The organism is Methylorubrum thiocyanatum, from assembly GCA_014138645.1.
Lineage (GTDB): Bacteria > Pseudomonadota > Alphaproteobacteria > Rhizobiales > Beijerinckiaceae > Methylobacterium > Methylobacterium thiocyanatum.
In genome coordinates this window covers 174800-200969 of sequence record JACJIB010000009.1, presented here as the reverse complement: position 1 = coordinate 200969, position 26170 = coordinate 174800, and the positions used below count along the sequence as shown (strand labels likewise).

The window sequence follows — 26170 nt, the reverse complement described above, 5'->3', positions numbered from 1 at the left end:
GCGTTGAACGCCTGTGGAGTCTGCAATGTGTCTTGGTGACGATCCGACCTGCGCCGCTTTCGCCGAGCATCGGCTGCGCTACCGGCGCGACATGGAGCCGGAGCGGCGCGCCTTCCTGAAGAGCGGCTTCGTCGCCACCGGGGGCGCGGCGGCGCTGGCAGCGGGCGGGTTGTCGCTGGTGAGCCCGGCGCTGGCGCAGAACAGCGCGCGCCGGCTGAAGCAGACCGCCCACTACCATCTGCCGGCCAATGCCGAGACGATCCACTGGGGCTACTTCTCGAAGTCGCTCAAGCCTCAGGTCGAGATCGACTCGGGCGACTTCGTCACCATCGAGACGCTGACCCACCACGCCAACGACGATGCCGAGCGCATGGTGACGGGCGATCCCGGCGCCGAGAGCGTCTTCCTGTGGACCAAGGAGAAGAAGGGCGTCGCGCGCCGCGGTGCCGGGCCGGAGGATTCCAAGCTCGGCCCCGGCGGCGGGCTCGGCGTCCACATCTGCACCGGCCCGGTGGCGATCCGCGGGGCCGAGCCCGGCGACGTGCTGGAAGTGCGCATCCTCGACGTGGCGCCGCGCCCCTCCGCCAACCCGAAGTTCAAGGGCCTGACCTTCGGCAGCAACGCGGCGGCGTGGTGGGGCTACCACTACAACGACATGCTGGAGGGGCGTAAGCGCGAGGTGGTCACGATCTACGAGGTCGATGCCTCGGGCGACCGCGACTGGGCGAAGGCCGTCTACAGCTTCCCCTGGCCCGGCGTGACCGACCCGGACGGACGCGACCACCCGACCATCGACTATCCAGGCGTACCGGTCGATCACACCAAGACCAAACGCACCTACGACGTGCTGAAGGGCATCCGCGTGCCGATCCGCCCGCATTTCGGCACGATGGGCCTCGCGCCGGCGGAAGCCGACATGGTGAACTCGATCCCGCCGAGCTACACCGGCGGCAACATCGACAACTGGCGCATCGGCAAGGGTGCGACGATGTACTATCCCGTCGCCGTGCCGGGCGCGCTGTTCTCGGTGGGCGACCCCCACGCGAGCCAGGGCGACTCGGAGCTGTGCGGCACGGCGATCGAGTGCTCGCTCACCGGCACCTTCCAGTTCATCCTGCACAAGAAGGCGGATCTCGCCGGCACCTCGCTGGAGGCTCTCGACTTCCCGATGATCGAGACGAGCGAGGATTGGGTGCTCTCGGGCTTCAGCTACCCGAACTACCTCAAGGATCTCGGGCCGGACGCGCAGAACGCGATCTTCCAGAAATCCTCCATCGACCTCGCCATGCGCGACGCCTTCCGCAAGATGCGCCAGTTCCTGATGCACGCGAAGGGGCTGACCGAAGACGAGGCGATCTCGCTGATGTCGGTCGCGGTCGATTTCGGCATTACCCAGGTGGTCGATGGCAATTGGGGCGTCCACGCCATCGTCAAGAAGGCGATCTTTTCCGAGCGGACGGCCTAGGCGCGCCGAGCGAACGTTCCTCCCATCCGCCGTCCTCATCCTCAGGTCCCGCGCAAGCGGACTCGAAGGATCCTCCAGATCCCGCGCGGAGCCTGGAACATCCTTCGCGGCCGCTTTCGCGTCGCACCTCAGGATGAGGCGGTGGATGGGAAAGGCGTCGCGTGAGGCCGGATCACAGCGCCCGGATCTTCTCCTCGATCCGCCTCGCCTCGTCCTCATCCACCTGCACGGGCTGCCCGCTGTCGTCGGGGATGCCCTCGCCGGTCTGGCCGATGGTGGTGTCGCGGGGCCGGGCATTGGGTCCGGTCGAGTCGGGGCGCTCCTCGCGCGGCGCGCGGTCGTCGGTGCTCATGGCGGCGATCCTGCTCGTGTCCGTCCCCTGAGCAACCCGCCTCGTCGCCTCCGTTTCCCCGAACGCGCGTCAGCGATCGAGCCAACCCTCCCCTTTCGCCAGCCATCGCGCGGAAAAATGGCCGCCGGGGAACACGGCCGCGACGCCGGGGCGCTTGAGGCGCAGATCCCAGGCGCGCAGTTCGGCGTAGCGCAGGTGCAGTGCCCGGCCGTCATCCGAGCGCGAGACGAAGCAACGCTCGAAGGCGAGGAGTTGGGTCGGCATCGGCGGGTGCGGGCCTGCGCCGGTATCGATCTCCAGCGCCACGGCCTCCTGCGCCCCGGCCTCGAAGGCGCGCAACGCGTCGAGCAGGGCGTCGTACTCGACGCCGTCGACGCAGAGCTGAAGGCAGAAGCGCGGGGCGAATGCCGCCGCACGGTCGAGCGGGCTTTGCCGCAGCAGCGTCAGGGCGAAGCGCCCGCCCTCCGCCTCGGGCAGGGTGAGGAGATGCTCCTCCGCCACGCCGTCCAGCGCCCGCAGACGGTCGGGCTCGATCGGCGAGGGCGCCGCCTCGCGCCCTTCCGCCCGCCCGTCGGTGCGGAAGTGCAGGAGCGGGTTGATCCCGGCCGCGACGACGTCGGGGTAGCGGGCGAGATAGAGGCTGGTGCTGAAGGCGGGGCTCGGGTCGAGACCCTGCGCGGCGCCGACCTTCAGGTAGTGGCGGAGGGGATCGAGCCGGGTGCGGCCGCTCTGGCGGCGATAGAAGGCGGTGTCGAAATCCGCGCTCGGATTGCGGTCCCGGCGCGCGCCGAACCATGCGTAGTGCAGGAACGGGTCGAGGCCGCTGCGCGCCACGCCCGGATTGCGCTCGCGGTAATAGGCGGCATCGAACAGCTTCGGGACGCGACCGATGGCGGCGCGGCGCAGGAGACCGGTGGCGAGGCCGACGAGGCGGGCGACGGGGGAGGCGCTCATGCGACGACCTGCGCCTCGCACAAAGCCCGGATCGCCGCCGCGAAGGCATCGGCGTCGCAATCCTCGGAGATTTTTTCGATCCCCGCCTCTCGGACCGACCGCCACAGGCCGGCATCCTCATGGAGCACCGCCAGCGCATCGGCGAACGGCTTCGGATCGCGCCAGTCGCGCACGAGGATGCCGGTGCCGTCCGCCCAGCCGACCTGATCGGCGAGGATCGGAGTGACGACGCAGGGCAGCCCCCGCGCCACCGCCTCGTGAACCTTGTGCGGGATGCCGGCGGCGAAGCGCGTCGGCGCCAGAAACACCCGCGCGGCGTCGAGAAACGGCTCGGTCCGCGGCACCCGGCCGGTCACTCGCACACCCGGCTCACGGGCGTAGCGCTCGCGGATCTCCGGCGCGATCCCGCCGACGATCGTCAGCGCCGCCTCCGGCAGCCGCGCCCGCACGAGGGGCCAGACGTGCCCGAAAAACCAGTCGAGGGAATCGACGTTGGGCTGGCCCTCGCGGGCCAGCGCGCCGACGAAAACGAAGCCGGAGCGTGCGGCGAAATCCGGCGTCGGCGCCTCGGGCAGAGCCAGGGCGTGGCCGAGCACGGTGGCGTTGCAGGCGCTGTAGCGGGCGAGCACCCGCGCCTCGGCCGGCGAGACGCAGACCACTGCATCGGCAAGCCCGAACAGGCGCGTCTCGCGCTCGGCCTGCCACGCCAGATCGGCGGCGGTGGCGCTGCCGGAGGTCGCCGCCTCCGTCACGAAGTCGCGCAGCGCGAACAATGCCTCGGAATCGAAGATCACTTTCGAGCGCACGAAGCGGCGCGGATCGAGCCCGGCGGCATGGAGCGCCTGGGTCACGAACAGGATGTTGTGCGGCCGGCTGACCCAGAGCACGTCGTAATGGTCGCGCCGCTCTTGGATCAGGCGGGCGAAGCCGTCGTCGCCGCTGGCATAGGCGATCTCGATGCGCTCATCGAGGTCGCGGTAGCGCCGCGCTTCGTCCGCATCCGCCTCGTAGTTCGGGAAGAAGGTCACCGCGTAGCCGAGGCCCGCCATGGCATTGAGGATGGCGTTGGCCCGCGGCAGGCCGGCGCCGAGATCGAGATGCGGCACCCGGTCGTCGACGTAGAGCACGCGCAGGCGCCAGGGATCGTGATCGAGGAAGCCGCCGCCCCGCGGCTGCGGCCCCTGCTCGAACAGGCTCGCCCGATGCCGGTCGAGGAAGCGGGCGCGGTTGCGGTCGAGCAATGCCTCCACTTCCTCGCGGCGGGCGCTGGTGGCGTTCTCGTAGTGGATCGCCGTGGCCCGCGGCTGCACGATGACGCGACGCCCGGCCTGATGGCAGCGCAGGCACAGGTCGGTGTCCTCGAAATAGGCCGGGGCGAAGAGCGGATCGAAGCCGCCGAGACTCTCGAACAGGCTCCGCTCGATCATCAGCACGGCGCCCGAGACGTAGCCGACGTCGCGGGTCGCGGCGTGTTCGGGGGCGAAGGGGTCGGCGTTGCCGCGGCCGAACGGGTGAGTGAGTTGCGCGTCGTCGCGAAAGCCCGCGCCGGATTCTTGGAGCACGCCGCCGGGGAAGACGAGCCGGGCACCGACGATGCCGGCTCCCTCGTGATCGCGGAAGGTGGCGACCATCGCCGCCAGCGCGCCGGGCAGGAGATCGACATCGGGGTTGAGGAACAGGAGGAAGCGCCCCTGCGCCCGCGCCGCGCCGGCATTGCAGGCCGGGCCGAAGCCGGTGTTGGTGGCGTTCTCGATCAGCGTCACCCCGTCGAGCCGCTCGTAGAGGGCGCGGGTCTCCGGCCCGGAGGCGTTGTCGACCAGCACGACCTCGAAGCTCACCCCGGCGAGCGCCTGACTTGTGCAGAGCCGATAAAGGGTCAGCGCCAGGAGGTGGCGCGCGTCGCGGGCGACGATGACGACGGAGACGTCCGGCTCTGGCTGCAACGCGAAGGCGAGGCGCACGCCGTTGCGGAACAGCGCCTCCCAGAGCAGCGCAGCCTCGGCGAGCGCGGCGCGGCGGCCGGTACCGGCATCCACGGTGTCGAGCAGGGGGACGGCAGGCGTGTCGCTCATGGGGCGGACACTTCCGGCAGGGCGATGCGGCCGATGCCGTCATCGGTGAGGAACAGCAGGGCGCCACCGCTCGAGGGCACCGCCCCGCGCAGGGAGAGTGTCACCGGCAGCGGCGCGGGCAATCGCCCGGTCCGGTCGGTGTAGGCAAAGGCCCCGCGGCGATGGAGCGGCGTGACCCGTTCCAGGAGCAGTTCGCAGGCGCCCTCCCCCGCGATCAGGAAGGCGGCCGCCGGATGGGTGCCGTTGACGAGAACGCCCGGCAGCAGGGTCTCGATTTCGATGCGATCCTTCGCTTGGCCGACGATGCGGCCTTCCGTCTCCCAATCCACCTGCATCCGGGCGAAGGCGCGGGCGAGCGCGGCGCGGGTAGCGGACGGCAGCGTCCGGTCGCGCACCCATTCGGGCGCGAGGGTGACATCGAGGGCGCCGAGATCGGGCGGATTGCCGGCAGCGCTTGCCTCCGCGCGGGCGAACCAGCGCTGGCGCTGCGGCGCATAGACCTCCGCCATGCCGCGACCGGGGCGCCGCTCGGTGGCGATCAGCACGCCAAGATCCGGGTCGGCGGCGGGCAGGGAGCGGGTGGAGGTCTCGACGGTCAGGACGAGGCCGCCGCCTCGGAAGACTCTTGCTCCGTCCGCTTCAGGCTTTGCGCCCCCTCTCCCCGCACGCGGGGAGAGGGGGATGCCGACCTCGCCGTCGGCAGAGCGAGCCGGCAGGCGATGGTGAGGGGGCGTAGACGAAGGAGGCTCTCGCTGATCCGCCCCCTCACCTTCGCTCCCGCTCGTCGCGCCGACATCCCAAGTCGGGCTTGCCCGACTTGGGCAACTAAGATCAGAACTCGGGTAGACCCGAGTTCTGTGGTCGTCGCGACCCTCTCCCCGCATGCGGGGAGAGGGGGATGCGCGTCCCTGTTCGTGCGCTCTCAAGAGACCGATCAGTTCCGCTTCCGCGGCCAAGGCCGTCTCGGCATAGCGCGTGAACAGCGCCTCGCTCGCCCGCGTCAGCCGCGCCAGGGCGTCGGCATCCTGGGAGACCGCCAGCACCGCCGCCTTCACCGCCTCCGCATCGCGGCAGCGATGGGCCGCTTCCACCGGCTCGAAGCCCTCCAGGCCGATCTCGGTGCCGATCACCGGACGGCCGAAGGACAGGGCCTCGCCGACCTTCATCTTCAGCCCCGACCCCATCAGCATCGGCGCCACGACGACATCGGCCTGCGCATAGAAATCCTCGAGCCGGTCGAGATAGCCCAGGAGCTGCACGCCCGGCCCCTCGACGCCGGGCAGGCTGCGGCAGATCTCGCCGGCGATGACGAGTTCGGGCCGGTCCGCTGTCCAGCCCTCGCGCCAGGCCCGGATGAAGCGGCCGATGGAGAACAGATTGGGATCGTTGCCGTGGCCGAGGAAGCCGATGCGGGCGACCCGCTCCGGCACGGCGAACGGCTTCCGCGCCGGAAAATGCGGCGGCAGCAGCAGGACGCGGCTGTCGGTCAGGTCCGCGAAAGAGCCGGCCTCCGCCGCCTGGATCGCCAGCACGATGTCGGCCCGCGACAGCCCCGCCGCCTCCCCGGCCGCGTCGGTGTAGAAGAAGTTCGGCTCGGCGCGGAACGGCCGGTACTGGGTCTGGCGGCCGGCAAAGCGGTCGTGGGTGTCGATGAGCCGGAGCACGCCCGGCGGCACCCGCTCGAGGGCGCGCGAGAGGAAGACGTAGTTCACGAGAGCCGCGCCGGTCGCCGGATAGGCCGAGAAATACCACGCGACGAAGTCGCCGACCTCGTCGGGGCACCATTCGTCGATGCCGAAGGCGTTGGAGCGCGTCTTGAGCGGGATCACCGTCCGCGCCTCGATCAGGAAGACATTGCGGAACGTCCGCTCCATCGCCGCAAGATCGGTCGGCGGGTGCTGGCCGAAGCGGCGGTAGATCTGATCCTCGTGGGCGTAATAGGCGAGGTCGATGGCGAAGCCGCCGCGGGTCAGCGCCTCGCAGGTGGCAGCGAGCCGGCGCCGGTTGCCGGCGCTCACCGGCGCCGCCGGCATCGGCGCGAGGACGAGGATCGCCGGCTTTTGCGCGGGGTCGGACGCCATCGCGAGGCCCATCACGTCACGGGACCCGATGTCGTCAGCGCGGTAAAGCCGTGGGCTTGGAGCGCGAAGGCGCGCGCGGGCAGCCCCTCGGGCGCCGCCCCCCAAACGGGGTCCAGCGTGAGGTGCTGGCGCGGGTGCCCCGCGAAGCGCAGGGCCGCCCGCGTGACGCGGGCGCAGCCCCAGCCCGCGGGCCCCCGGAACAGCAGGCCGAGCGGGATCGCGGTGCCGCTGATCGACCAGCCGCCGGCCCCGTCGGCGAGGTCCGGCGCCTCGTCGGCGACCGGCAGCGCGGCGACCGCTGCTTCGACGAGGCCGAACAGCGCCCCGAGCGTTCCGAGGCCGGAGGTGCCGGCGGAGAGCAGCGCCCGCGCGAGCAGGTCCCGCTCGGCCGCGCTCAGGGCGCCGGCCGGGGCGGGTTCGAGCCGCAAGGCGAGGTCGCGAAAATGCGTGGCGACGCTCACGCCGTCGCGCAGGGCCGCTCCGTCCCCGTCGAGCGCCAGGAAGCAGACGGGTCCGTCCGATGCCGCCGCTTCGAGACCGGCGAACGCCCAGGTCACCAGCCCTACGCCTTCGGGCGACGCGATGTGGAGCGGGATCGGCAGCGAAGGCGGCAGGGGGAAGCGCAGCACGCAGGCACCCGGCGCGGCCTCGATGAGGTGGGCCGGGACGAGCATAGCCTCCTCCGTCGGCCGCAAGATCGCAGCGGCGCTCATGCCGTCACGCCGTCTGCCAGCGCGTTCCCCGAGCGTCCCACCCGCAGCCTCGTCCTGAGGCGCCCCGCAGCGACCTCGAAGGACACCCCAGGATAAGGGGAGAGGGTCGGAAGGCTCGATGTCATCGCCGCCGCGCCGCTTACGCCTTTGCCAGCGCCGACAGGATCCGCGCCCAGGAGCGCGTGCCCTTGTGGAAGCTCGTCAGCTCGTACTTCTCGTTGGGCGAGTGGATGCGGTCGTCGTCGAGGCCGAAGCCGATCAGAAGGGTGTCGAGGCCGAGGATGCGCTTGAAGTCGCCGACGATCGGGATCGAACCGCCGGCCCCCACCGCCACCGCCGCGCGGCCCCACTCGGCCGAGAGCGCCGCCTGCGCCGCCGCGAGCTGCGGCATGTCGTAGGGCAGAGCCACCGCCCGCGAGCCCTTGTAGCAGACCACGTCCACCGAGCAGTCGGCGGGCACGCGCTCCCGCACGAAGGCTTCGAAGGTCTTCGAGAGCTGCTCCGGATCCTGGTCGTCCACGAGGCGGAACGAGACTTTTGCCGACGCCTGCGACGCGATGACGGTCTTGGTCCCCTCCCCGGTATAGCCGCCGATGATGCCGTTCACGTCGCAGGCCGGGCGCGACTGGATCAGCTCGATCGGCAGGCGCCCGCGCTCGCCCGCCGGCTGCTTCAGGCCGATCGGCCCCAGGAACTTCTCGGGCGTCAGGCCGAGCCCGCGCCACTGCTCCAGCAGCTCGGGCGGCGGCTCGCGCACGCCGTCGTAGAAGCCCGGCAGGGTCACGCGGCCGTCCGCATCGTGCAGGTCGGCGATGATCCGCGACAGGACATGGATCGGGTTGGCTGCCGCGCCGCCGAAGAAGCCGGAATGCAGGTCGCGGTCGGCGCAGGTCACCTTCACCTCGTAATAGGCAAGGCCGCGCAGCGAGGTGGTGATCTGCGGCGTCTCGCGGTCCCACATCCCGGTGTCGCAGACGAGGACCACGTCCGCCCCCAGCCGGTCGCGGTTGGCCTCGACCCATTCGGGCAACCCCTGCGAGCCGTTCTCCTCGGCGCCCTCGATCAGGATGGTGACGCCGACCGGCAGGTCGCCGGACATGGCGAGATGCGCCCGGCAGGCCTCGACGAAGGTCATCACCTGACCCTTGTCGTCCGAGGCGCCGCGGGCGACGATCCGCTTCGTGCCGTCCGTCTCGTCGATGCGCGGCTCGAAGGGCGGCGTCTTCCAGAGGTTTTCCGGATCGACCGGCTGCACGTCGTAATGGCCGTAGAACAGCACGTGCGGCGCGCCCGGCTTCGGGCGATGCGCCAGCACCACGGGATGCAGCGAAGTCTCCTCGACGCTGGTCGCGAAGCCGAGCGCGGTGAGGTTTCCTTCGAGCCACTGCGCCGCCTCGCGGCAATGGCCGGCATAGGCCGAGTCGGTCGAGATCGAGGGGATGCGCAGCCACGCGAACAGCCGCTCCAGGCTGTTGTCCAGATCGCGGTCGATGTCGTTGAGGACGGGGTCGAGTGCGTCGGCCATGGCGGCTCCTCGAAGTCGGCGTGCGGGGCAAGCGTTAGCCGAGCTTCACGCCCCGCGTAACCCCGCCCGGACCGGAAGCCCCTCTCACGCCTCGCCGGTCCGTGAACGGGCTGCGGCGTCCCCTCCACAGGGCGAGCGGAACAGTGCCACCTTGGAATGGTTATCGAGACGACCCGGCGCGGACCCCTGAGCCCGCGCCCTTCCAAGACGCGCGCCCCACCCGGCCCCTCGCGACACCCAGGTGCCGCGGTTCGTCCGTACAGGGCCCGCGCCTCACCACGGATGTAACCATGCTCATCGACAGCGGTTCGCCCGGCGCCGTCGGGACAATCGGCATCACGCTCACCATCAACGGCGAGCGGCGCACGCTTCAGGTGGCCCCCTGGACCACCCTGCTCGACCTCCTGCGCGAGCGCCTCGACCTCACCGGCACGAAGAAGGGCTGCGACCACGGCCAGTGCGGCGCCTGTACCGTGCTGGTGAACGGCACCCGCATCAATTCCTGCCTCACGCTCGCCGTGATGAAGGACGGCGCCGAGATCACCACCGTCGAGGGTCTGGCCGGCTTGGCCCAGCGCGAAGGCAAGAACAGCCTTCACCCGATCCAGGAAGCCTTCGTCGAGCACGACGCCTTCCAGTGCGGCTACTGCACGCCGGGCCAGCTCTGCTCCTCGGTCGGCCTGATCAACGAGGGCCACGCCAAGACCCGCGACGAGATCCGCGAGGCGATGAGCGGCAACATCTGCCGCTGCGGCGCCTACACCAACATCGTCGATGCGATCGAAGAGGTGATGCAGCAGGGAGACGCCCGATGAACCGCTTCGATTACGTCCGCCCCAGCACGGTGGCGGAGGCGGTGCAGGCGCTCGGCAGCGACCCCGCGGCCCGCTTCATCGCGGGGGGCACCAACCTCATCGACCTGATGAAGTACGACGTCGAGCGGCCGGGCAAACTCATCGACATCACCCGTCTGCCGCTCGACAAGATCGAGGAGCGCGAGGGCGGCCTGCGCATCGGCGCGCTCGTGACCAACGCGACGCTGGCCTACGATGCCCGCATCCGCGAGCGCTACCCGTTGCTCGCCGACGCGATCCTGGCCGGGGCCTCGGCGCAGCTGCGCAACGCGGCCTCGACCGGCGGCAACCTGTTGCAGCGCACCCGCTGCTACTACTTCTACGACACGGCGACCCCCTGCAACAAGCGCGAGCCGGGCTCCGGCTGCTCGGCGATCGGCGGCGTCGACCGTATCCACGCGATCCTGGGCACCAGCGACAAGTGCATCGCCACCCACCCCTCCGACATGTGCGTGGCGCTCGCCGCGCTGGAGGCGGTCGTGCAGGTCAGCGGGCCGCAGGGCGACCGCTCGATCCCGTTCGCCGAGTTCCACCGGCTGCCGGGTGACGAGCCCTCCAAGGACACCAACCTCGCGCCCGGCGAGATCGTCCTCGCCATCGACCTGCCGGCCAAGGGCTTTGGCGGCACGCACCACACCTACCTGAAGCTGCGCGACCGGCTCTCCTACGCCTTCGCGCTGGTCTCGGTCGCCGCCGCGCTCGAACTCGACGGGCAGACCATCCGCACTGCGCGCCTCGCGCTCGGCGGCGTCGCCCACAAGCCCTGGCGCAACACCGACGCCGAGGCGCTGCTGCAGGGCAAGCCGGCCACCCGCGAGACCTTCAAGGCGGCCGCCGACCTGATCCTGCGCGAGGCCAAGCCGCAGGCGACCAACGGCTTCAAGATCGAACTGGCGCGCCGCGCCATCGTCCGCGGCCTGGAGCAGGCCGCCGCCGGCACGCCCCAGTCCCAGTCCGACAAGCGCATCCAGTAAGGAGCCGCCCATGACCGTCCAGTTCAGCCCGGCGGCCGGCCGCGACCGGTTCGTCGGCAGCGCCGTCAGTCGCGTCGACGGCCCGGCCAAGGTCACCGGCCTTGCCAAATATGCCGGCGAGTTCGCCGCCCCCGATCTCGCATACGGCGTGGTGGTGTCGAGCGCCATCGCCAAGGGCAGCATCCGGAGCATCGACGCCTCCGCCGCCGAGGCGGTGTCCGGCGTCATCAAGGTGATCACCCACGAGAACCGTCCGGCCACCTCCGACAACCCGGAGGATTATCAGGATGCGGTGGCGCCTCCCGGCGCGCCGTTCCAGGCGCTGGCGACGGACCGGATCGTGTTCTCCGGCCAGCCGGTGGCCCTCGTCGTCGCCGAGGATTTCGAGACGGCGCGCTACGCCGCCTCCCTGGTGCGGGTCGATTACGGGGTCGTGGCGCCCCGCACCGATCTCGCGGCGCAGGCGCCGGAATCCTACGATCCGCCGATGAAGCGCTCCGGCATCAAGCCGCCGCCGGAGCCGTGGGGCGATGCCGAGACAGCGTTCGATGCGGCCGAGATCCGCGTCAACGGCCAGTACCGGATGGCCGACGAGCACCACAACCCGATGGAGCCACACGCCTCCACCGTCGTCGTGGAGAAAGACGGCACCTACACGGTCTACGACAAGATCCAGGGCGTCTCGAACACCCACGACTACATCGCCAGCGCCTTCGGCCTGAAGCCGGAGCAGGTGCGGGTGCTCAACCCCTATCTCGGCGGCGGCTTCGGATCGGGGCTGCGCCCGCAATACCAGCTCTTCCTGGCGATGCTGGCGGCCAAAGACCTCGGCCGCTCGGTGCGCGTGACGCTCACCCGCGACCAGATGTGGTCGTTCACCTACCGCTCCGAGGCGCTGCAGACCGTCTCGCTCGGCGCCGACCGTTCGGGCAAGCTCACCGCGCTCAGGCACGACGCGGTGCAGGGCACCTCGTCTTACGAGGATTACCAGGAGGTCGTCGTCAACTGGTCGGGCGTGCTCTACGACTGCGACAACGTCAAGCTGACCTACAGCCTCGCCAAGCTCGACACCCCGACGCCGGGCGACATGCGCGCGCCCGGCGCCGTGACCGGCGTCTACGCCATCGAGACGGCGATGGACGAACTGGCCTACGCCACCGGCCAGGACCCGATTCAGCTTCGCCTGAAGAACTACACCGAGAGCGATCCGACCGAGGAGAAGCCGTTCGGCTCCAAGGCGCTGAAGGAATGCTTCCGCGAGGGCGCTGAGCGCTTCGGCTGGAGCCGGCGCAACCCGCAGCCCCGCTCCATGCGAGAGGGCCGCGAACTCGTCGGCTGGGGCATGGCCACCGGCATCTGGGAATCGATGATGATGCAGTCGAGCGCGCATGCCGTGCTCACCGCTGACGGACGGTTGGAGGTCGGCAACCAGACGGGCGACATCGGCACCGGCACCTACACGATCCTGACCCAGATCGCCGCCGACACTTTGGGGCTGCCGCTCGACCACGTCACGACCAAGCTCGGCGACACGCAGCTCGCCAAGGCCCCCGTGGCGGGCGGCTCGTGGACCGCGGCCTCCTCCGGCACCGCGGTGATGAAGGCCTGCCGATCAATCGCCGAGCAGGCGTTCAAGCTCGCGCGCGGCATGGACAACTCGCCGCTGGCCAATGCCGATTTCGAGCGCGTCGTCTTCTCGAACGGCCGCATCGAACTGGCGGGTGATCCGGCGAAAAGCGTGGCGCTCACCGATGTGCTGAAGGCGACGGGCACCGCGAAGCTGGAGGCGACCGGCGAGGCCGCCCCGGACAAGGATTTCGCGAAGGAATACGAGGCCTATACCCATTCGGCGATCTTCGTGGAGGTGAAGATCGACGAGGAACTGGGCCAAGTCCGCTGCACCCGCGTGGTTTCGGCCATCGCGGCCGGCAAGATCCTCAACCTGAAGACCGCCCGTAGCCAGATCCTCGGCGGCATCGTCATGGGCGTCGGCTCGGCGCTGCACGAGGAATCGATGCTCGACCACCGCATCGGCCGGTTCATGAACCACAATCTCGGCGAGTACCACGTGCCAGTGAATGCCGACATCCACGACATCGACGTGATCTTCGTCGATGAGGAGGACAAGGCGAACCCGCTCGGCGTGAAGGGTCTGGGCGAGATCGGCATCGTCGGCGTGGCCGCCGCGATCTCGAACGCGGTCTTCCACGCCACGGGCAAGCGCATCCGCCATCTGCCGATCACGCCGGACAAGATTCTGGCCGACGATTGAGTTTCACGCTCGCCGTGAAGTCGAACGAGCCCGCCGGCTGCACAGCCGGCGGGCTTCTTTTCGTGGCGCTCCCGCAGGCCGATGCACTAGACCTGCACGCGCCTTGCACGTCGGCACCGTGACTGCACTCCCGTTTCGAGCCAAGACCTTGAACACCCTTCTCGTCTTCCTCGGTGCCGGCCTCGGCGGCGTGCTGCGCCACGGGGTCAACCTCGCCGCGGTCCGGCTCGGATCGAGCTTCCCGTGGGGCACGGTCGGCATCAACATCCTCGGCTCGGTGCTGATGGGGGTCGTCACCGGCTGGATGGCGCTACGCGGCGGGCCGCCGCAGGCGCGGCTGTTCGTGGCCACCGGGATCCTGGGCGGCTTCACCACCTTCTCGACCTTTTCCCTCGAAGCCTTCACCCTGATGGAGCGCGGCGATTGGATGGCAGCGCTTGCCTACGTCCTCGTCTCGGTTCTGGCGGGAATCGGGGGGCTCGCTTTGGCGCTGATCGTGATGCGACACGCCCTGTAGGGAGGCATTCGGTGAGCGAATTGCTTCTGTCGTGGCGCTTCTGGGCCCTGCTCTCGGCCGGGTTCGCCGCCGTCACCGCGATCCTCGCCAAGGTCGGCATCGACGGCGTGGCGCCGGATGTCGCGACCTTCGTTCGAACCCTTGTCGTGGTGGCGTTCGCCGGCGCGATCCTCATCGCCGCGGGACAGACGCGGGAAATCGGCCACCTCTCGGGCCGAAACCTTGTCTTCCTGATCCTGTCGGGCCTCGCCACCGGCGCGTCCTGGCTCTGCTACTTCCGGGCACTCGCGCTCGGCGATGCCGGCCGTGTCGCGCCCCTCGACAAGCTGAGCGTCGTGCTGGTGGCCGTGTTCGGCGTCCTCTTCCTCGGCGAGCGTCTCGCGCTCCATCACTGGTTCGGCGTCGGACTGATCGCGGCCGGCGCAGGGTTGCTGGCATGGCGGGCCTGATGCGCGCCGCCCTGACCGGTCTTGCCCTCGCCGCGTCTCAGCCCGCTGCGGCGGAACCGGCCCCCTTCGTCGATGCCGGCCGGCTCGTGCCGGGCCTCGTCCTCGACATGCGCTATGCCGGTTCCGACAACTTCGTCGGCCGGCCCATCGCCGGCTACGAGGCGCCGCGCTGCCTGCTGACGCCGCAGGCCGCCCGCGCACTCGCCCGCGTGCAGGCGGCGCTGGCACCGGAAGGGCTCGGCCTCAAGGTGTTCGACTGCTACCGCCCGCGCCGGGCGGTGGCCGACTTCGCCGCCTGGGCGCGCGACGCGGCCGACACCCGCATGAAGGCCGCCTACTACCCGCGGACCGACAAGGCGGACCTGTTCCGCCTCGGCTACATCGCCGAGCGCTCGTCGCATTCCCGCGGCTCGACCGTGGATCTGACGCTGGTCCGCCACGCCGACGGGTCGGAATGCGATATGGGCACCCCGTTCGACCTGTTCGATCCGGCCTCGGCGACGGATTTTCCGGGCATCACCCCGGAACAGGCCCGCAACCGTCACCGCCTGCGCGATGCGATGATTCGCGGCGGGTTCGTGCCCTACCCGCAGGAATGGTGGCACTTCACCCTGAAGGCCGAGCCCTATCCCGACACCGCGTTCGACCACCCGATCCGATGACCGGCCGCGCCCGGCCGGGCCAAGCCGAGACGCGACCGCGCCTTTTTCCGACTCGCTTGAATTCTTCTAAATTGAAGTTGAAATCATTCAAAACAGTGGTCGATTGAAGTATTTCCAATGTTTTGAAGATTGCTTGCGAAATATCGGGCGATGGAGCCATGATGAAGACATGGCGCACATTCTCATCTCCCCGAACGTGTCTCACGGCAGCCCCTGGTCGGCACGGGCCGATACGCTGTCCCCGCCGCGCGACAGGAGGGGTGGCCTCGCCGCTTGGCTCGCGACCCTCGACGGGCTGCTCGCCTCCGTCCGTTCCGCGTGGTGGGACGGCTCCTCCCTCGCCCTGAGCCGGAGCGGGCTCGAAGCTCTGGTCGGGCTGGAGCCGGGCGACGCGACGCCGCCACGGCTGGCGCCGGTCGAGGCGCGCGTGCGGATGCGGGCGACGGTGCAGGCATGAGCGCCGGTCTCGTCACGGCCCCGCCCGACGCGGCGGAGCGGCACGCGCAAGGAACGCTGGAGCGGGCGCTCACGCTCGCCTTCTGGCAAGCGCTGCAGCGGGAACCGATGCACGTGATGGCGGCCCTGGAAGCCGCGGCGCGCACCGTCGGCGCGCTCTACCGGCAGGTCGCCGCCGCCCACGGACCCAATGGGCACTGCACCTGCGGCTGGGAGCCCGACCCGGAAACCGACCTCATCGTTCTGGAGGCGATGCTGGCCGCCGCCCTCTCCCATCCGGCCCGGCACGACCTCGCCGACATGGTGCCGGCGGGCCGGGCCTGACCCGTCAGGCGGGGACGGGCGTGACTGTGATGCGTCCGCCCTCGCCCGCCCGGGAATGCGGGCGCACCGTGATCTCCACATCCTGATCGAAAGCGGTCAGCATCCGCATCAGGCGCTCGACGGACGTGCCACGCAAGCCGCCGCGCAGCAGCTTCGACAAGTCGGCCTGCCCCATTCCGAGGATCTTCGCCGCCGCGGTCTGAGTCAGCTGACGGCCTTCGATCTGCCGCCGCAGCTCGATCACGAGGCTGGACTTGAGATGCAGTTCCTGGGCGTCCGCCAGTTCCACGTCCGCGAAGATGTTTCCGCTGCTCTGGTAAGCGTCTTCGGTGCCCTTCATCGGCTCAACGTCCTTCCTTGGTCCGGATCCGGTCCATCGCTTCTGCATCGCGCAATCGAGTTCGAATCAGCTCGATCTCGTGTTGCGGCGTGGCGATGCCCTTCTTCGACTTCTTCTGGAAGCAGTGAAGTACGTAGATCGCCTCGGCGAAGCGCACCGTATAAACAGCCCGAAAGGTATCACTATCGTGATTCTCGATGATCTCGAGAACGCCGCGACCACCGAAGCCCTTCAAAGCCTTGGCCGTATACGGCTCCAGGCCGCACTGAGCTTCGTGAAGCGCGTGACCGAACGCGCTTCTGACCTCATCTGGAAATGCCGCCAGATCGTTTCGGCTCGACCCGACGAACCAACATTCTTTCAAAGGTAGGAATGCCGACGACACAGCTGAATATGGGGATATACCCATAGCACCGTCAACGGGAAAGGCACCGGATCAGTGGCGGGCGAGGCGGCAGAGATGCGCTTCTGCGATGCGCAGCGAAGAGTGTCGGCCGTGTCTCAGGACGATTGCCCCACCGCGTCGGATGCGCCCGGTCCCAGCAGGGCCTCCTCCTCGTCGTCGGCCTCGCCGTCGATCTCGGAATCGGCTTCCTCGTGGCCGGACACGCCGGCGGCCTCCGCGAGGTTGCGGGCGACACGGCGCAGGAGCTTGCGCAGGCGGCGGCGTTCCTTGTTGTCGAAGTCTTCGAGCAGCTCGGCCTCGACCTCGTCCCAGATCCGCTCGATCGCGGCGGCCTTGGCGAGGCCGGTCTCGGTCAGGCGCACGCGCACGATGCGGCCGTCGCCGGCCTCGGCCCGGCGCTCGACGAAACCGAGGGCGGCGAGCCGCGAGATCGTCTTCGAGGCGGTCGGCGGACGCACCCGCAGGGTGGCGGCGAGATCGCCCATGGTCATGCTGCCGGCCGCCGCCAGCGCCTGCACCACCTGCTCCTGGCCCGCGAACAAGTCGAGCTCGGCGAGCCGGTCGCCGACCCGGGCGCGGTGCAGCCGGGCGGCCTGGACGAGCGCCCAGCCGACGCTCTTGGCCGCCGGGGCGCGCAGCCGCTTCACGGTCTTACCCGCCTTGTCCTTCTGGTCCTTCTGCGCGCTGCGGCCGCCCGGCTGACCGGTGGCCTCGCCGTGTGCCGCCACGGCGACCGCTTCGTTTGCCGCCGACATGATCCGGTTTCCCTTCGCGGACGCGCGGGCTCGGAGACGCAACCCGAACAGCGTGCGTCCGGGCAGCCCGCAAGGCAAGCATCTGCCGATGCGCGATGAAACTTCGATGACAGAAACCTTTCGCTTTGCCGTCGCAGTGTCGGCCATGCACGCCTTTCGCGAGAAACCGCTTCACGGAACGGCCGATTTCGTGGATTGCGGCGGCGCATGAACTCCCACCGGACCCGAGACGGCGAGCCGTTACGATGACGCGTCGCGAGGCGCTCGGCCTCTACCCCTTGCGTGATCTGCGCCGCGTCGCCGATGACGGCACCTGGAGCGCGACCGGCCCCGATCCGGTCTTCGCCCTCGGCCCCGCCGCGGCGGTGGCGGCCCTGTCGGGCACGCGCATCCGCCTCCGTTGCCGCCCGGAGGCGGTGCAGCCGGTGCTCGCGGTCGAGGCGGCGGGCGAGGCCGAACCGCGCCGCTACCGTCTGACACCGCGGGAGGACGGCACCGACGACCTGATCCGCCTGCCGCCGGGCACGCGCGCGCTTCGTCTGGAGGCGACGGAGACCGGCCCGCGCTTCCGCCTCGACGGGCTGCGGGTCGAGCCCGCCGGCCGGATGGCGGCGGCCGTCCTGTCGGCCCGCACCATCATCGAACGGCTGCCGCCGCAGGAGCGGCGACCGCTGCGGCTCCTGCGGCGCGCCTCGGGCCTGGTGCGGAGCGTACCGCCGCAGGAGATCTGGCGCCGCCTCACCCGCGCCGCGCAGACCCGCCGCCCGCCGGCCAGCTACGCCGCCTGGATCGAGGCGGTGGAGACGAAGGCCCTGCCCCCGGCGGAGACGCTTCGCGCGCAGGTCGCGGCTCTGCCGGAGCGTCCGCTGATCTCTCTCCTCATGGCGGCTGAGGGCGCCGAGCCGGCCCATCTGGCCGAGGCCGTGGCGAGCCTGACGGCGCAGATCTATCCGGATTGGGAGCTGTGCCTCGTGGCCGATCCCTCGGCCGCGCTGCAGGCGCTGCCGTCCGGGGACGGCCGCGTCCGCCTGCTGTCCCCGCCTGCGGGCGGCAACGCCCTCGACGCGGCGCTGGCCCAGGCGCGCGGGGCCTACCTCGCGACGATGGAGCCCGATGCGCGGCTCGCACCCCACGCGCTCCTCGCGCTCGTTCGCCGCCTGACGCGCGAACCCGGCCTCGACGGGCTTTATTCCGACGAGGATCGGATCGGCCCGGACGGCGGGCGCTGCGAGCCGTATTTCAAGCCCGACTGGTCGCCGGAAACGCTGGAAGGCAGCTTCTATCTCGGCGGCCTCGCGGTCTACCGCACCGCTCTGGTGCGGGCGGTCGGCGGCTTTTCCGCGGAGGGAGAGGACGGGCGCGCGCTCGACTACGACCTCGCGCTCCGGGTGACGGAGCGGAGCGACCGCATCGGGCACGTCGCGCAGGTGCTCTGCCATCGCCGCGGCAGGGATCCCGAGCCGGAGGCCGCCGCCCGCGCGCTGGCCGGACGCGCCCGGCGCACCGGCGGTCTCGACGTCGTCCGTGTGCTTGGCCCCGGGCATTTCGCCCTGCGGCGCCCGCTCGCGACCCGCCCGCTCGTCTCGATCGTGATCCCGACCGCCGGGCGCGACAGCATCATCGGCGGGCGCAGCGTCGATCTGCTCGCCGCCTGCCTCGGCAGCATCCGCGCGACCAGCCGCTACGAAGCCATCGAGATCGTGGCGGTCGACAATGGCGACCTGCGCCCGCAGACGCGGGAAGCGGTCGAGCGGTTCGGGGCTCGCACCATCACCTGGGACCGGCCGGTCTTCAACGTCGCCGCCAAGATGAACCTCGGCGCGCGCGCCGCCACCGGTGCGGTGCTGGTCTTCCTCAACGACGATATCAGCGTCATCACACCGGACTGGATCGAGGCGATGCTGGCGCAGCTCGCCATCCCCGGCGTCGGTGCGGTCGGTCCGAAACTCCTGTTCGAGGACGGCAGCCTGCAGCATGCCGGCGTGACCTTCGGCGAAGGCCTGCCGGACCATGTCCGCCGCGGCTTTCCGGGCGACGATGCCGGGTATCACGGCTCCAGCCTCGCCAACCGCAATTACCTCGCCGTGACCGGCGCCTGCGTGATGGTGCGGCGCGCCGACTTCGAGGCCGTCGAGGGCTTCGACGAGGGCTACGCCATCAATTACAACGACATCGACCTCTGCCTGCGGCTCGGCGAGCGCGGCTTGCGCACCGTCTACTGCGCGGAGGCATGCCTCCACCACTACGAGAGCCGCAACCGGGTGCCGACGGTCGATCCCGCCGAGCAGGCGCGCTTCCGCAGGCGCTGGGGCACGCGGCTCGCCCGCGACCCGTACTATCCCGATTCCTTCGGCATCCGCCCGCCCGCCTTCGCGCTCGATGCCGAGCGGTTTCCGCATGCCGCGCGGCGCATGATAGAGGCGTGGCGATGATGGCGACGACGCACAGACCCGGAGACCACCCGTGAAGGCCGTGATCCTTGCCGGCGGCCTCGGCACGCGGCTCTCGGAGGAGACCGTGGTGCGCCCCAAGCCGATGCTGGAGATCGGCGGACGGCCGATCCTGTGGCACATCATGCAGATCTTCGCCGCCCACGGCGTGACCGAGTTCGTGATCTGCCTCGGCTACAAGGGCTACGTCATCAAGGAGTTCTTTCTCAATTACCGGCTCCACCTGAGCGATGTGACGCTCGACCTCGGCCGGGGCGACGTGCAGTTCCACCGCTCGGCAGCCGAGGACTGGAAGGTCTCGCTGATCGAGACCGGCGATGCCACCATGACCGGCGGGCGGCTCAAGCGGGTGCGCGACTATCTCGGCGAGGACGACTTCTTCATGACTTACGGCGACGGCGTCGCCGATATCGACCTGACCGCCCTGGCCGCCTTCCACCGGGCGCACGGACGGCTGGCCACCCTGACGGCGGTGGTGCCGCCCGGCCGCTTCGGCGCGCTCGACCTCGCGGGCGACGCGGTCCGCAGTTTCCGCGAAAAGCCGGCGGGCGACGGGGCCACCATCAATGGCGGCTTCTTCGTGCTCTCGCCGCGTGTGCTCGACCGGATCGAAGGCGACGCCACCGTGTGGGAGAGCGAGCCCCTGGAGAGCCTCGCCCGCGACGGACAACTCCACGCCTACCATCACACCGGCTTCTGGCAGGCGATGGACACCCTGCGCGACAAGAAGCACCTCGAAGAGCTGTGGGCCAGGGGGCACGCGCCCTGGAAGGTGTGGTGATGGCTGCGCTCAACCCCGATCCCGCCTTCTGGGCGGGCCGGCGCGTGCTGCTGACCGGACATACCGGCTTCAAGGGGGCGTGGCTGAGCCTGTGGCTCGCCCGGCTCGGCGCCCGCGTCACCGGCTTCGCCCTGCCGCCGGAGACGCAGCCGAACCTGTTCAGCGCGATCGGCTTTCCGTCCGAGCGCTCGCGCATCGGCGACATCCGCGACCTCTCCGCGCTCACGGCGACCATGAGCGAGGCCGAGCCCGAGATCGTGATCCACATGGCCGCGCAAGCCCTGGTACGGCCCTCCTACGCCGACCCGGTCGGAACGTTCGCGGTCAACACCATGGGCACCGTCCACCTGCTCGAGGCGGTGCGGGCGGCGCCGGGGGTGCAAGCCGTCGTGGTGGTGACGAGCGACAAGGCCTACGAGAACCGCGAATGGCCCTACGCCTACCGCGAGACCGAGGCGATGGGCGGGCGCGACCCCTACAGCGCCTCGAAGGGCTGCGCCGAACTGGTCACGAGCGCCTACCGGGCCTCGTTCTTCGGCCCGGGCGGCCACCCGGCGCGGATCGCCAGCGCGCGGGCGGGCAACGTCATCGGCGGCGGCGACTGGTCCCTCGACCGGCTGATCCCCGACATCGTGCGGGCGTTCGGCACGGGCGCTTCGGTCGAAATCCGCGCGCCGCACGCGATCCGCCCCTGGCAGCACGTGCTGGAGCCGCTGGCCGGCTACCTCCGGCTCGCCGAATGCCTCGCGGGCGCGGACGGCGACGGCTTCGCGGAGGGCTGGAATTTCGGGCCGGCGGACGAGGATTGCCGGCCGGTCTCGAGTCTCGTCGAGCGGCTGGCCCGCGGCTGGGGCGACGGCGCCGGCTGGCACCTGTCGCAGCAGACCCATCCGCACGAGGCGACCTATCTCAAGGTCGATGCCTCGAAGGCCCGCGCCCGGCTCGGCTGGGACCGCCGGCTCACCCTCGACACGACCCTCGACTGGACCGCCGCGTGGTACCGCGCCGCCGCCGAAGGCGCCGACCCGCGCGCCCTGGCCGAGGCCGAGATCGCGCGCTACGAGGCGCTGGGCCAGCCTGGAGCGAGAGCCGGAGCCCGAACCGGAGTTCAAGCGTGACCGCCCCGACCTGCCGTGCCTGCGGCGCCGCCCTGACCCGGACCTTCTGCGATCTCGGCCTGTCGCCGCTGGCCAATTCCTACGTCACGCCGGAGCGGCGCCACCGGGGCGAGGTGTTCCATCCGCTCCACGCCTATGTCTGCGACGCCTGCTGGCTGGTGCAGCTCGAAGCCTTCGAGAGCCCCGAGGCGATCTTCTCCGATTACGCCTACTTCTCCGGCTTCTCCGCCGGCTGGCTGCGGCACGCCGAGCGCTACGTCGCGGCGATGATCGAGCGCTTCGGCCTCGGGCCGGAGAGCAAGGTCGTGGAGGTCGCGAGCAACGACGGCTACCTGCTGCAATACTTCGTCAGGCGCGGCGTGCCGGTGCTCGGAGTCGAGCCGGCGGCCAACGTCGCCCGCGTGGCGGTGGAGCGCGGCGTGCCGACCGAGGTCGCCTTCTTCGGCCGCGACACCGCCCGGCGGCTCGCCGCAGCGGGCCACAAGGCCGATCTCACGGCGGCCAACAACGTCCTCGCCCACGTGCCCGACATCCTCGACTTCACGGCGGGCTTCGCCGAGATCCTGAAGCCGGAGGGGGTGGCGACCTTCGAGTTCCCGCACCTTCTGCGGATGATCGAGAGCCGGCAGTTCGACACGATCTACCACGAGCACTTCTCCTACCTCTCGCTCGGCGTGGTGATCGGCATCCTGCGCCGCCAGGGCCTTCGGGTGTTCGATGTCGAGGAATGGCCGACCCATGGCGGCTCGCTACGCGTCTTCGCCTGCCACGACGGGGCCGCGCACCGGCCGACCCCGGCGCTGGAGCGCGTGGTGCTCAGTGAATGGGGCGCGAACCTGTTCGATCCCTCCGGCTACGACGGCTTCGGGCAGGCAGTGGCCGACATCAAATGCGCGGTCTTGCGCTTCCTGATCGAGGAGCGGGCGGCGGGCCGCACGGTCTGCGCCTACGGCGCGGCGGCCAAAGGCAACACCTTCCTCAACTATTGCGGCATCGGCCCGGAGTTGATCCGGGCGGTGGCCGACCGCTCGCCGCACAAGCAGGGCACGTGGCTGCCCGGCAGCCGCATCCCCGTGGTCTCGCCCGAAGACCTTCTCGCGATGCGGCCCGACACGGTGCTGATCCTGCCCTGGAACCTCAAGGACGAGATCGCCGGCGAGATGGCGGCGATCCGCGAATGGGGTGGGCGCTTCGCCGTGGCGATTCCCGAGCTGACGGTGTTCTGAGGCGCGATGATCTTCGAGGAACTCGCGCTGCCGGGCCTGTTCCGCGTCGCGCCCGAGCCCCACGCCGACGAACGCGGCTTCTTCGCCCGCACCCATTGCGCGGAGACGTTCACCGCGCGCGGGCTGGTCGGGCGCTTCGCGCAGTCGAGCGTGTCGTTCAACCATCGCCGCGGCACCGTGCGCGGGATGCATTTCTCGAGGGCGCCCCATGCCGAGACGAAGCTCGTGCGTTGCACCGCCGGGGCGATCCACGACGCGGTGATCGACCTGCGGCCCGACTCGCCGACCTATCGCCGCACCGCGGCCGTGACGCTCTCGGCCGCCAACCGCCATGCCCTCTACATCCCGGCAGGCCTCGCCCACGGCTTCCAGACGCTGAGCGACGACGCCGAGATCCTCTACATGATCGACCTTCCCTTCGTGGCCTCCGCCGCCGACGGCGTGCGCTGGGACGACCCCGCCTTCGCTCTCACTTGGCCCGAGCCGGTGAGCGTGATCTCGGACCGCGACCGCGCCTTTCCCGATTGGGCGGGACGGTGAAGCGGGTTCTCGTCACCGGCGGGGCCGGCTTCGTCGGCCGCCACGCGATCCCGGCGCTCGCCGCCCGCGGCTTCGAGATCCACGCCGCCGGCCGCACGGAGCCGGAGGGCGCCCACGCCTTCCACGCCGCCGACCTGCTCGATCCGGGCCAGCGCCGGGCCGCGGTGCAGCGGGCCGGCGCGAGCCACCTCCTCCATCTCGCCTGGGTCACCACGCCCGGCCGCTACTGGCAGGCGCCGGACAATCTCGACTGGACCGCGGCGAGCCTCGACCTCGTGCGGGCATTCCGCGAAGCGGGCGGCCGCCGTGCGGTCGTGGCGGGGACGTGCGCCGAGTACGACTGGACGACGATCGCCCGGCTCGGCGAGGCGACGGCGGCCGGCACGGGTCACCTGCCGGAATCGGCGCCCTGCGACCCCGCAACCCTCTACGGTGCCGCCAAGGACGGCTTGCACCGGATCCTCGCGCCCTACGCCGCCAGCGCCGGCCTGTCGCTGGCCTGGGGGCGGCTGTTCTATCTCTACGGCCCCGGCGAGACGCCGGGCCGGCTCGTCGGCGATGCGGCGCGGGCGTTGCTCGCGGGTCAGCGTCTCGCCACCAGCGAGGGCCGGCAGCGGCGCGACTTCCTGCACATCGCCGATGCAGGCGCGGCTTTTTCCGCCCTCCTCGACGCCCCCGTCGAAGGCGCCGTGAATATCGGCTCGGGCGCGGCGGTGTCGGTCCGAAGCATTCTCGAAGAGATCGGCGCGCGCACCGGCCGCCCGGACCTGATCGATTTCGGCGCCCGGCCGCTCGGTCCGGCGGAACCGGCCTGCATCGAGGCCGATATCCGCCGTCTGGCCGACGAGGTCGGTTTTTGTCCCCGCTACGACCTGAAACGCGGCTTGGCGGAGACGGTGGCGTCGTGGCGCGCCGCGCTCAGCAATGGGGCATCAGGCCCTTGAGCCGCGCCAGGATATCCTCGCCCGCGCAGGGCCGGGCGATGAACTGAGCGCCCTCCGGCATCCGCTCGGGATCCGGCGAGGCACGGCCGGACACGATCAGGATCGGCAGGTTCGGTCGCGCCTGCGCCACGGAACTCGCCAGCTCGAAGCCGTCGACGCGGCCGGAGAGCTGCACATCGGTCACGAGACCGCAGATGTCCGGCCGGGCCTGGAGGATCGAGAGCGCCCGCTCGGCGGAAGCGCATTGCAGGGTATCGTAGCCGCCTTCCTCCAGCACATCGCCGAGATCCATGATGGTCAAGGCCTCGTCCTCGACGAGGAGGATGACGGGACGGTCGGCTTCCGGGTTCGTCGTCTCGGTTTCACTCGCCACCTTTAGCTCTCCCCGATTGCCTCAAGCGACCCAAGTGTTTCGCAGCCAAGTGTTTCGCAGACTTGGCCGTTTCCCGTGCCGGGAAGCGCTGCGTTGCTGCGATGGTCCAACGAGAAACCCCGCTGCGGGTTGCAGGCTCCCTTGAGCCCTGCGCGGGGTCAATCCCTTGCCGTCTCGGTCACGACGGTCGTCACCGCCCGGATGAGGCGATCGAGGTCGCCGGTCTCGATGGGGAGGGCCGGGGTGAGGTAGACGATGTCGCCAAAGGGACGCACCCAGACACCGCGCTCGACGAAGCGGCGCTTGAGGTCGGCGAGATCGGGGGCGCCCGCGAACTGCACCGCGCCGATGGCGCCGAGCACGCGGACCGCCCGTACGCCGGGCAGCCGGTCGAGGGGCGCGAGGCCGTCGGCGAGGCGCGCGGCGATGGCGCGGGCCTGATCCAGGCGCGGCTCGGTCTCGAACAGGTCGAGGCCGGCATTGGCCGCCGCGCAGGCGAGCGGGTTCGCCATGAAGGTCGGGCCGTGCATCAGCGCCGCCGCGGAATCGTCGGACCAGAAGGCGGAAAAGATCTCCGTCGTCGCGACGGTGGCGGCGAGTGCCATCGTGCCGCCGGTCAGCGCCTTTGACAGGCAGAGGATGTCGGGCACGATGCCCGCCTGCTCGCAGGCGAACATCGTGCCCGTGCGGCCGAACCCGGTGAAGATCTCGTCGGCGATGAGCGGGAGGCCGTGGCGGCGGGCGAGGCGGGCGACCGTGGCGAGGACCTCCGGCGGATGGGTCAGCATCCCGCCCGCCCCCTGCACCAGCGGCTCGACGATCACCGCCGCGAGCTCGTGGCGGTGGCTTGCGAGCGCCGCGTCGAGCGCGGCTTCCGCCTCGGCCGTTCGCGGCAGGTCGCAGAACACCTGGCTCGGCAGGTAGGCGCCGAAGCGGCGGTGCATCCCCTCCTCGGGGTCGCAGGCCGACATCGCGCCCATCGTGTCGCCGTGATAGCCGCCGCGGAAGGCGAGCACCCGCGTGCGGCCGGTCTCGCCGCGGTTGAGCCAGAGCTGCACCGCCATCTTCAGGGCGACCTCGACGGCGACCGAGCCGGAATCGGTGAAGAAGACGTGGTTGAGATCGCCCGGCAGCAGCGCGGCGAGGCGTGCGCCCAGCCGCTCGGCCGGGGCATGGGTGAGCCCGCCGAACATGACATGCGGCATGCGCATCAGCTGGTCGGCCATGGTCGCCGCGATGTGCGGGTGATTGTAGCCGTGCACCGCCGTCCACCACGAGGCGATGCCGTCGATCAGCTCCCGCCCGCCCTTGAGCGTGATCCGCGTGCCCCGCGTGGCGATCGCCTCCAGCGGCGGCGCTGCGGTTTTCATCTGGGTGTATGGGCGCCAGAGTTTCTGGGATGTGAGCGCGGTCATGCGCGGGGGATGGGGGGTGGGCGCCAGCGAGTCAAACCGTCCTGCCCTCTCCCCTCCGCGGGAGCGGGTGGCCCCGAAGGGGTCGGGTGAGGGGCCGGCTCCGCACGATCCGGAACCGTCGCTCCCCTCTCCCGCCCGCTCCGCGGGCACCC

27 protein-coding genes are annotated in these 26170 nt (G+C 70.6%); 16 read left to right on the top strand and 11 right to left on the bottom strand.

Features of this window, described 5'->3' with window-relative positions:
• Positions 1–25: 25 nt before the first annotated feature.
• A complete protein-coding gene (locus HNR51_RS23065) occupies positions 26–1465 on the top strand; it encodes an acetamidase/formamidase family protein (protein WP_182556486.1) in 1440 nt (479 codons plus the stop codon).
• A gap of 172 nt (positions 1466–1637) precedes the next feature.
• Here HNR51_RS23065 and HNR51_RS23060 read toward each other — a convergent pair whose 3' ends face one another.
• From HNR51_RS23060 to HNR51_RS23035, 6 genes are all read right to left on the bottom strand, one after another.
• Entirely contained in the window at positions 1638–1817 is a 180-nt protein-coding gene (locus tag HNR51_RS23060) for a hypothetical protein (RefSeq protein ID WP_141950376.1), read from the bottom strand.
• 69 nt (positions 1818–1886) lie between these two features.
• Positions 1887–2771 carry a hypothetical protein gene (locus HNR51_RS23055; RefSeq protein WP_182556485.1) on the bottom strand — a complete coding sequence of 295 codons (885 nt, stop codon included), beginning with the start codon at positions 2769–2771 and terminating at the stop codon, positions 1887–1889.
• The gene (locus HNR51_RS23050) at positions 2768–4843 is read right to left on the bottom strand and encodes a glycosyltransferase (protein ID WP_182556484.1); all 2076 of its coding nucleotides are present in this window, start codon (positions 4841–4843) and stop codon (positions 2768–2770) included. Before HNR51_RS23050 ends, HNR51_RS23055 begins: the two co-directional genes overlap by 4 nt.
• Positions 4840–6924 (bottom strand): glycosyltransferase, encoded by a 2085-nt coding sequence (locus HNR51_RS23045; RefSeq protein ID WP_182556483.1) that lies wholly within the window; start codon positions 6922–6924, stop codon positions 4840–4842. The genes HNR51_RS23050 and HNR51_RS23045 overlap by 4 nt, the downstream gene beginning before the upstream one ends.
• An 11-nt stretch (positions 6925–6935) precedes the next feature.
• Positions 6936–7598, bottom strand: a complete 663-nt coding sequence (locus tag HNR51_RS23040; protein WP_239681552.1) for a hypothetical protein — start codon at positions 7596–7598, stop codon at positions 6936–6938.
• Between the two features lie 178 nt (positions 7599–7776).
• Positions 7777–9162, bottom strand: coding sequence for a M20/M25/M40 family metallo-hydrolase (locus HNR51_RS23035; RefSeq protein WP_182556481.1), 1386 nt, complete (start codon positions 9160–9162; stop codon positions 7777–7779).
• A 290-nt stretch (positions 9163–9452) separates the two neighbouring features.
• Between HNR51_RS23035 and HNR51_RS23030 the strand changes: the two genes are divergently transcribed.
• From HNR51_RS23030 to HNR51_RS22995, 8 genes are all read left to right on the top strand, one after another.
• The gene (locus HNR51_RS23030; protein ID WP_012452692.1) at positions 9453–9977 is read left to right on the top strand and encodes a (2Fe-2S)-binding protein; all 525 of its coding nucleotides are present in this window, start codon (positions 9453–9455) and stop codon (positions 9975–9977) included.
• Positions 9974–10990, top strand: a complete 1017-nt coding sequence (locus HNR51_RS23025) for an FAD binding domain-containing protein (RefSeq protein ID WP_182556480.1) — start codon at positions 9974–9976, stop codon at positions 10988–10990. Before HNR51_RS23030 ends, HNR51_RS23025 begins: the two co-directional genes overlap by 4 nt.
• A gap of 10 nt (positions 10991–11000) precedes the next feature.
• Positions 11001–13262: a xanthine dehydrogenase family protein molybdopterin-binding subunit gene (locus tag HNR51_RS23020; RefSeq protein WP_182556479.1), complete on the top strand. Its 2262-nt coding sequence runs from the start codon at positions 11001–11003 to the stop codon at positions 13260–13262.
• A gap of 148 nt (positions 13263–13410) precedes the next feature.
• Positions 13411–13779: a fluoride efflux transporter CrcB gene (gene crcB / locus HNR51_RS23015; protein ID WP_182556478.1), complete on the top strand. Its 369-nt coding sequence runs from the start codon at positions 13411–13413 to the stop codon at positions 13777–13779.
• A gap of 11 nt (positions 13780–13790) precedes the next feature.
• Positions 13791–14228 (top strand): EamA family transporter, encoded by a 438-nt coding sequence (locus HNR51_RS23010; RefSeq protein ID WP_182556477.1) that lies wholly within the window; start codon positions 13791–13793, stop codon positions 14226–14228.
• Positions 14228–14890 carry a M15 family metallopeptidase gene (locus tag HNR51_RS23005; protein WP_182556518.1) on the top strand — a complete coding sequence of 221 codons (663 nt, stop codon included), beginning with the start codon at positions 14228–14230 and terminating at the stop codon, positions 14888–14890. Before HNR51_RS23010 ends, HNR51_RS23005 begins: the two co-directional genes overlap by 1 nt.
• A gap of 169 nt (positions 14891–15059) precedes the next feature.
• A complete protein-coding gene (locus HNR51_RS23000) occupies positions 15060–15347 on the top strand; it encodes a hypothetical protein (protein ID WP_182556476.1) in 288 nt (95 codons plus the stop codon).
• Entirely contained in the window at positions 15344–15670 is a 327-nt protein-coding gene (locus HNR51_RS22995) for a hypothetical protein (RefSeq protein WP_182556475.1), read from the top strand. The genes HNR51_RS23000 and HNR51_RS22995 overlap by 4 nt, the downstream gene beginning before the upstream one ends.
• A gap of 4 nt (positions 15671–15674) precedes the next feature.
• On the opposite strand, the gene HNR51_RS22990 is transcribed toward HNR51_RS22995, so the two are convergent.
• The 3 genes from HNR51_RS22990 to HNR51_RS22980 all read right to left on the bottom strand — a co-directional run bounded on the left by HNR51_RS22990 (position 15675) and on the right by HNR51_RS22980 (position 17171).
• Positions 15675–16010: a helix-turn-helix domain-containing protein gene (locus tag HNR51_RS22990; protein ID WP_182556474.1), complete on the bottom strand. Its 336-nt coding sequence runs from the start codon at positions 16008–16010 to the stop codon at positions 15675–15677.
• 4 nt (positions 16011–16014) lie between these two features.
• The gene (locus HNR51_RS22985) at positions 16015–16419 is read right to left on the bottom strand and encodes a type II toxin-antitoxin system RelE/ParE family toxin (protein ID WP_182556473.1); all 405 of its coding nucleotides are present in this window, start codon (positions 16417–16419) and stop codon (positions 16015–16017) included.
• A gap of 92 nt (positions 16420–16511) precedes the next feature.
• Positions 16512–17171, bottom strand: a complete 660-nt coding sequence (locus HNR51_RS22980; RefSeq protein ID WP_012452702.1) for a MarR family winged helix-turn-helix transcriptional regulator — start codon at positions 17169–17171, stop codon at positions 16512–16514.
• Here HNR51_RS22980 and HNR51_RS22975 point away from each other — a divergent pair.
• From HNR51_RS22975 to HNR51_RS22945, 7 genes are read left to right on the top strand one after another with little or no spacing between them, the layout of a single operon-like run.
• A complete protein-coding gene (locus tag HNR51_RS22975) occupies positions 17170–17382 on the top strand; it encodes a hypothetical protein (protein ID WP_182556472.1) in 213 nt (70 codons plus the stop codon). The two genes, HNR51_RS22980 and HNR51_RS22975, sit on opposite strands and share 2 nt — an antisense overlap.
• Positions 17383–17416: 34 nt before the next feature.
• A complete protein-coding gene (locus tag HNR51_RS22970) occupies positions 17417–19603 on the top strand; it encodes a glycosyltransferase family 2 protein (RefSeq protein WP_182556471.1) in 2187 nt (728 codons plus the stop codon).
• 31 nt (positions 19604–19634) lie between these two features.
• Entirely contained in the window at positions 19635–20402 is a 768-nt protein-coding gene (rfbF, locus tag HNR51_RS22965) for a glucose-1-phosphate cytidylyltransferase (protein WP_152275893.1), read from the top strand.
• Positions 20402–21520 carry a CDP-glucose 4,6-dehydratase gene (gene rfbG, locus HNR51_RS22960; protein ID WP_182556470.1) on the top strand — a complete coding sequence of 373 codons (1119 nt, stop codon included), beginning with the start codon at positions 20402–20404 and terminating at the stop codon, positions 21518–21520. Before rfbF ends, rfbG begins: the two co-directional genes overlap by 1 nt.
• Positions 21517–22746, top strand: a complete 1230-nt coding sequence (locus HNR51_RS22955) for a class I SAM-dependent methyltransferase (RefSeq protein ID WP_182556469.1) — start codon at positions 21517–21519, stop codon at positions 22744–22746. The genes rfbG and HNR51_RS22955 overlap by 4 nt, the downstream gene beginning before the upstream one ends.
• Before the next feature lie 6 nt (positions 22747–22752).
• A complete protein-coding gene (locus HNR51_RS22950; RefSeq protein WP_182556468.1) occupies positions 22753–23286 on the top strand; it encodes a dTDP-4-dehydrorhamnose 3,5-epimerase family protein in 534 nt (177 codons plus the stop codon).
• On the top strand, positions 23283–24230 hold the full coding sequence (locus HNR51_RS22945) for an NAD-dependent epimerase/dehydratase family protein (protein WP_182556467.1): 948 nt from the start codon (positions 23283–23285) through the stop codon (positions 24228–24230). The genes HNR51_RS22950 and HNR51_RS22945 overlap by 4 nt, the downstream gene beginning before the upstream one ends.
• Here the strand turns inward: HNR51_RS22945 and HNR51_RS22940 are convergent.
• Together HNR51_RS22940 and HNR51_RS22935 are read right to left on the bottom strand one after the other, a co-directional pair.
• Positions 24205–24603, bottom strand: a complete 399-nt coding sequence (locus tag HNR51_RS22940) for a response regulator (protein WP_012452709.1) — start codon at positions 24601–24603, stop codon at positions 24205–24207. The two genes, HNR51_RS22945 and HNR51_RS22940, sit on opposite strands and share 26 nt — an antisense overlap.
• Positions 24604–24761: 158 nt before the next feature.
• Complete coding sequence (locus HNR51_RS22935; RefSeq protein ID WP_182556466.1) at positions 24762–26018, bottom strand: adenosylmethionine--8-amino-7-oxononanoate transaminase; 1257 nt, start codon at positions 26016–26018, stop codon at positions 24762–24764.
• Between the last annotated feature and the right edge of the window lie 152 nt (positions 26019–26170).

Bases quoted from the DNA above. Each gene is read 5' to 3' on its own strand.
- HNR51_RS22975 (WP_182556472.1), top strand. From the start codon at position 17,170: ATGATCCGGTTTCCCTTCGCGGACGCGCGGGCTCGGAGACGCAACCCG.
- HNR51_RS22985 (WP_182556473.1), bottom strand. From the start codon at position 16,419: ATGGGTATATCCCCATATTCAGCTGTGTCGTCGGCATTCCTACCTTTG.
- HNR51_RS23050 (WP_182556484.1), bottom strand. From the start codon at position 4,843: ATGAGCGACACGCCTGCCGTCCCCCTGCTCGACACCGTGGATGCCGGT.
- HNR51_RS23005 (WP_182556518.1), top strand. From the start codon at position 14,228: ATGCGCGCCGCCCTGACCGGTCTTGCCCTCGCCGCGTCTCAGCCCGCT.
- rfbG (WP_182556470.1), top strand. From the start codon at position 20,402: ATGGCTGCGCTCAACCCCGATCCCGCCTTCTGGGCGGGCCGGCGCGTG.
- HNR51_RS23020 (WP_182556479.1), top strand. From the start codon at position 11,001: ATGACCGTCCAGTTCAGCCCGGCGGCCGGCCGCGACCGGTTCGTCGGC.
- HNR51_RS23025 (WP_182556480.1), top strand. From the start codon at position 9,974: ATGAACCGCTTCGATTACGTCCGCCCCAGCACGGTGGCGGAGGCGGTG.
- HNR51_RS23060 (WP_141950376.1), bottom strand. From the start codon at position 1,817: ATGAGCACCGACGACCGCGCGCCGCGCGAGGAGCGCCCCGACTCGACC.
- HNR51_RS22935 (WP_182556466.1), bottom strand. From the start codon at position 26,018: ATGACCGCGCTCACATCCCAGAAACTCTGGCGCCCATACACCCAGATG.
- HNR51_RS23045 (WP_182556483.1), bottom strand. From the start codon at position 6,924: ATGGCGTCCGACCCCGCGCAAAAGCCGGCGATCCTCGTCCTCGCGCCG.
- HNR51_RS23040 (WP_239681552.1), bottom strand. From the start codon at position 7,598: ATGCTCGTCCCGGCCCACCTCATCGAGGCCGCGCCGGGTGCCTGCGTG.
- HNR51_RS22970 (WP_182556471.1), top strand. From the start codon at position 17,417: ATGACGCGTCGCGAGGCGCTCGGCCTCTACCCCTTGCGTGATCTGCGC.
- HNR51_RS23055 (WP_182556485.1), bottom strand. From the start codon at position 2,771: ATGAGCGCCTCCCCCGTCGCCCGCCTCGTCGGCCTCGCCACCGGTCTC.
- HNR51_RS22990 (WP_182556474.1), bottom strand. From the start codon at position 16,010: ATGAAGGGCACCGAAGACGCTTACCAGAGCAGCGGAAACATCTTCGCG.
- HNR51_RS23000 (WP_182556476.1), top strand. From the start codon at position 15,060: ATGGCGCACATTCTCATCTCCCCGAACGTGTCTCACGGCAGCCCCTGG.
- HNR51_RS23030 (WP_012452692.1), top strand. From the start codon at position 9,453: ATGCTCATCGACAGCGGTTCGCCCGGCGCCGTCGGGACAATCGGCATC.
- HNR51_RS22995 (WP_182556475.1), top strand. From the start codon at position 15,344: ATGAGCGCCGGTCTCGTCACGGCCCCGCCCGACGCGGCGGAGCGGCAC.
- HNR51_RS22980 (WP_012452702.1), bottom strand. From the start codon at position 17,171: ATGTCGGCGGCAAACGAAGCGGTCGCCGTGGCGGCACACGGCGAGGCC.
- HNR51_RS23035 (WP_182556481.1), bottom strand. From the start codon at position 9,162: ATGGCCGACGCACTCGACCCCGTCCTCAACGACATCGACCGCGATCTG.
- HNR51_RS22950 (WP_182556468.1), top strand. From the start codon at position 22,753: ATGATCTTCGAGGAACTCGCGCTGCCGGGCCTGTTCCGCGTCGCGCCC.
- HNR51_RS23065 (WP_182556486.1), top strand. From the start codon at position 26: ATGTGTCTTGGTGACGATCCGACCTGCGCCGCTTTCGCCGAGCATCGG.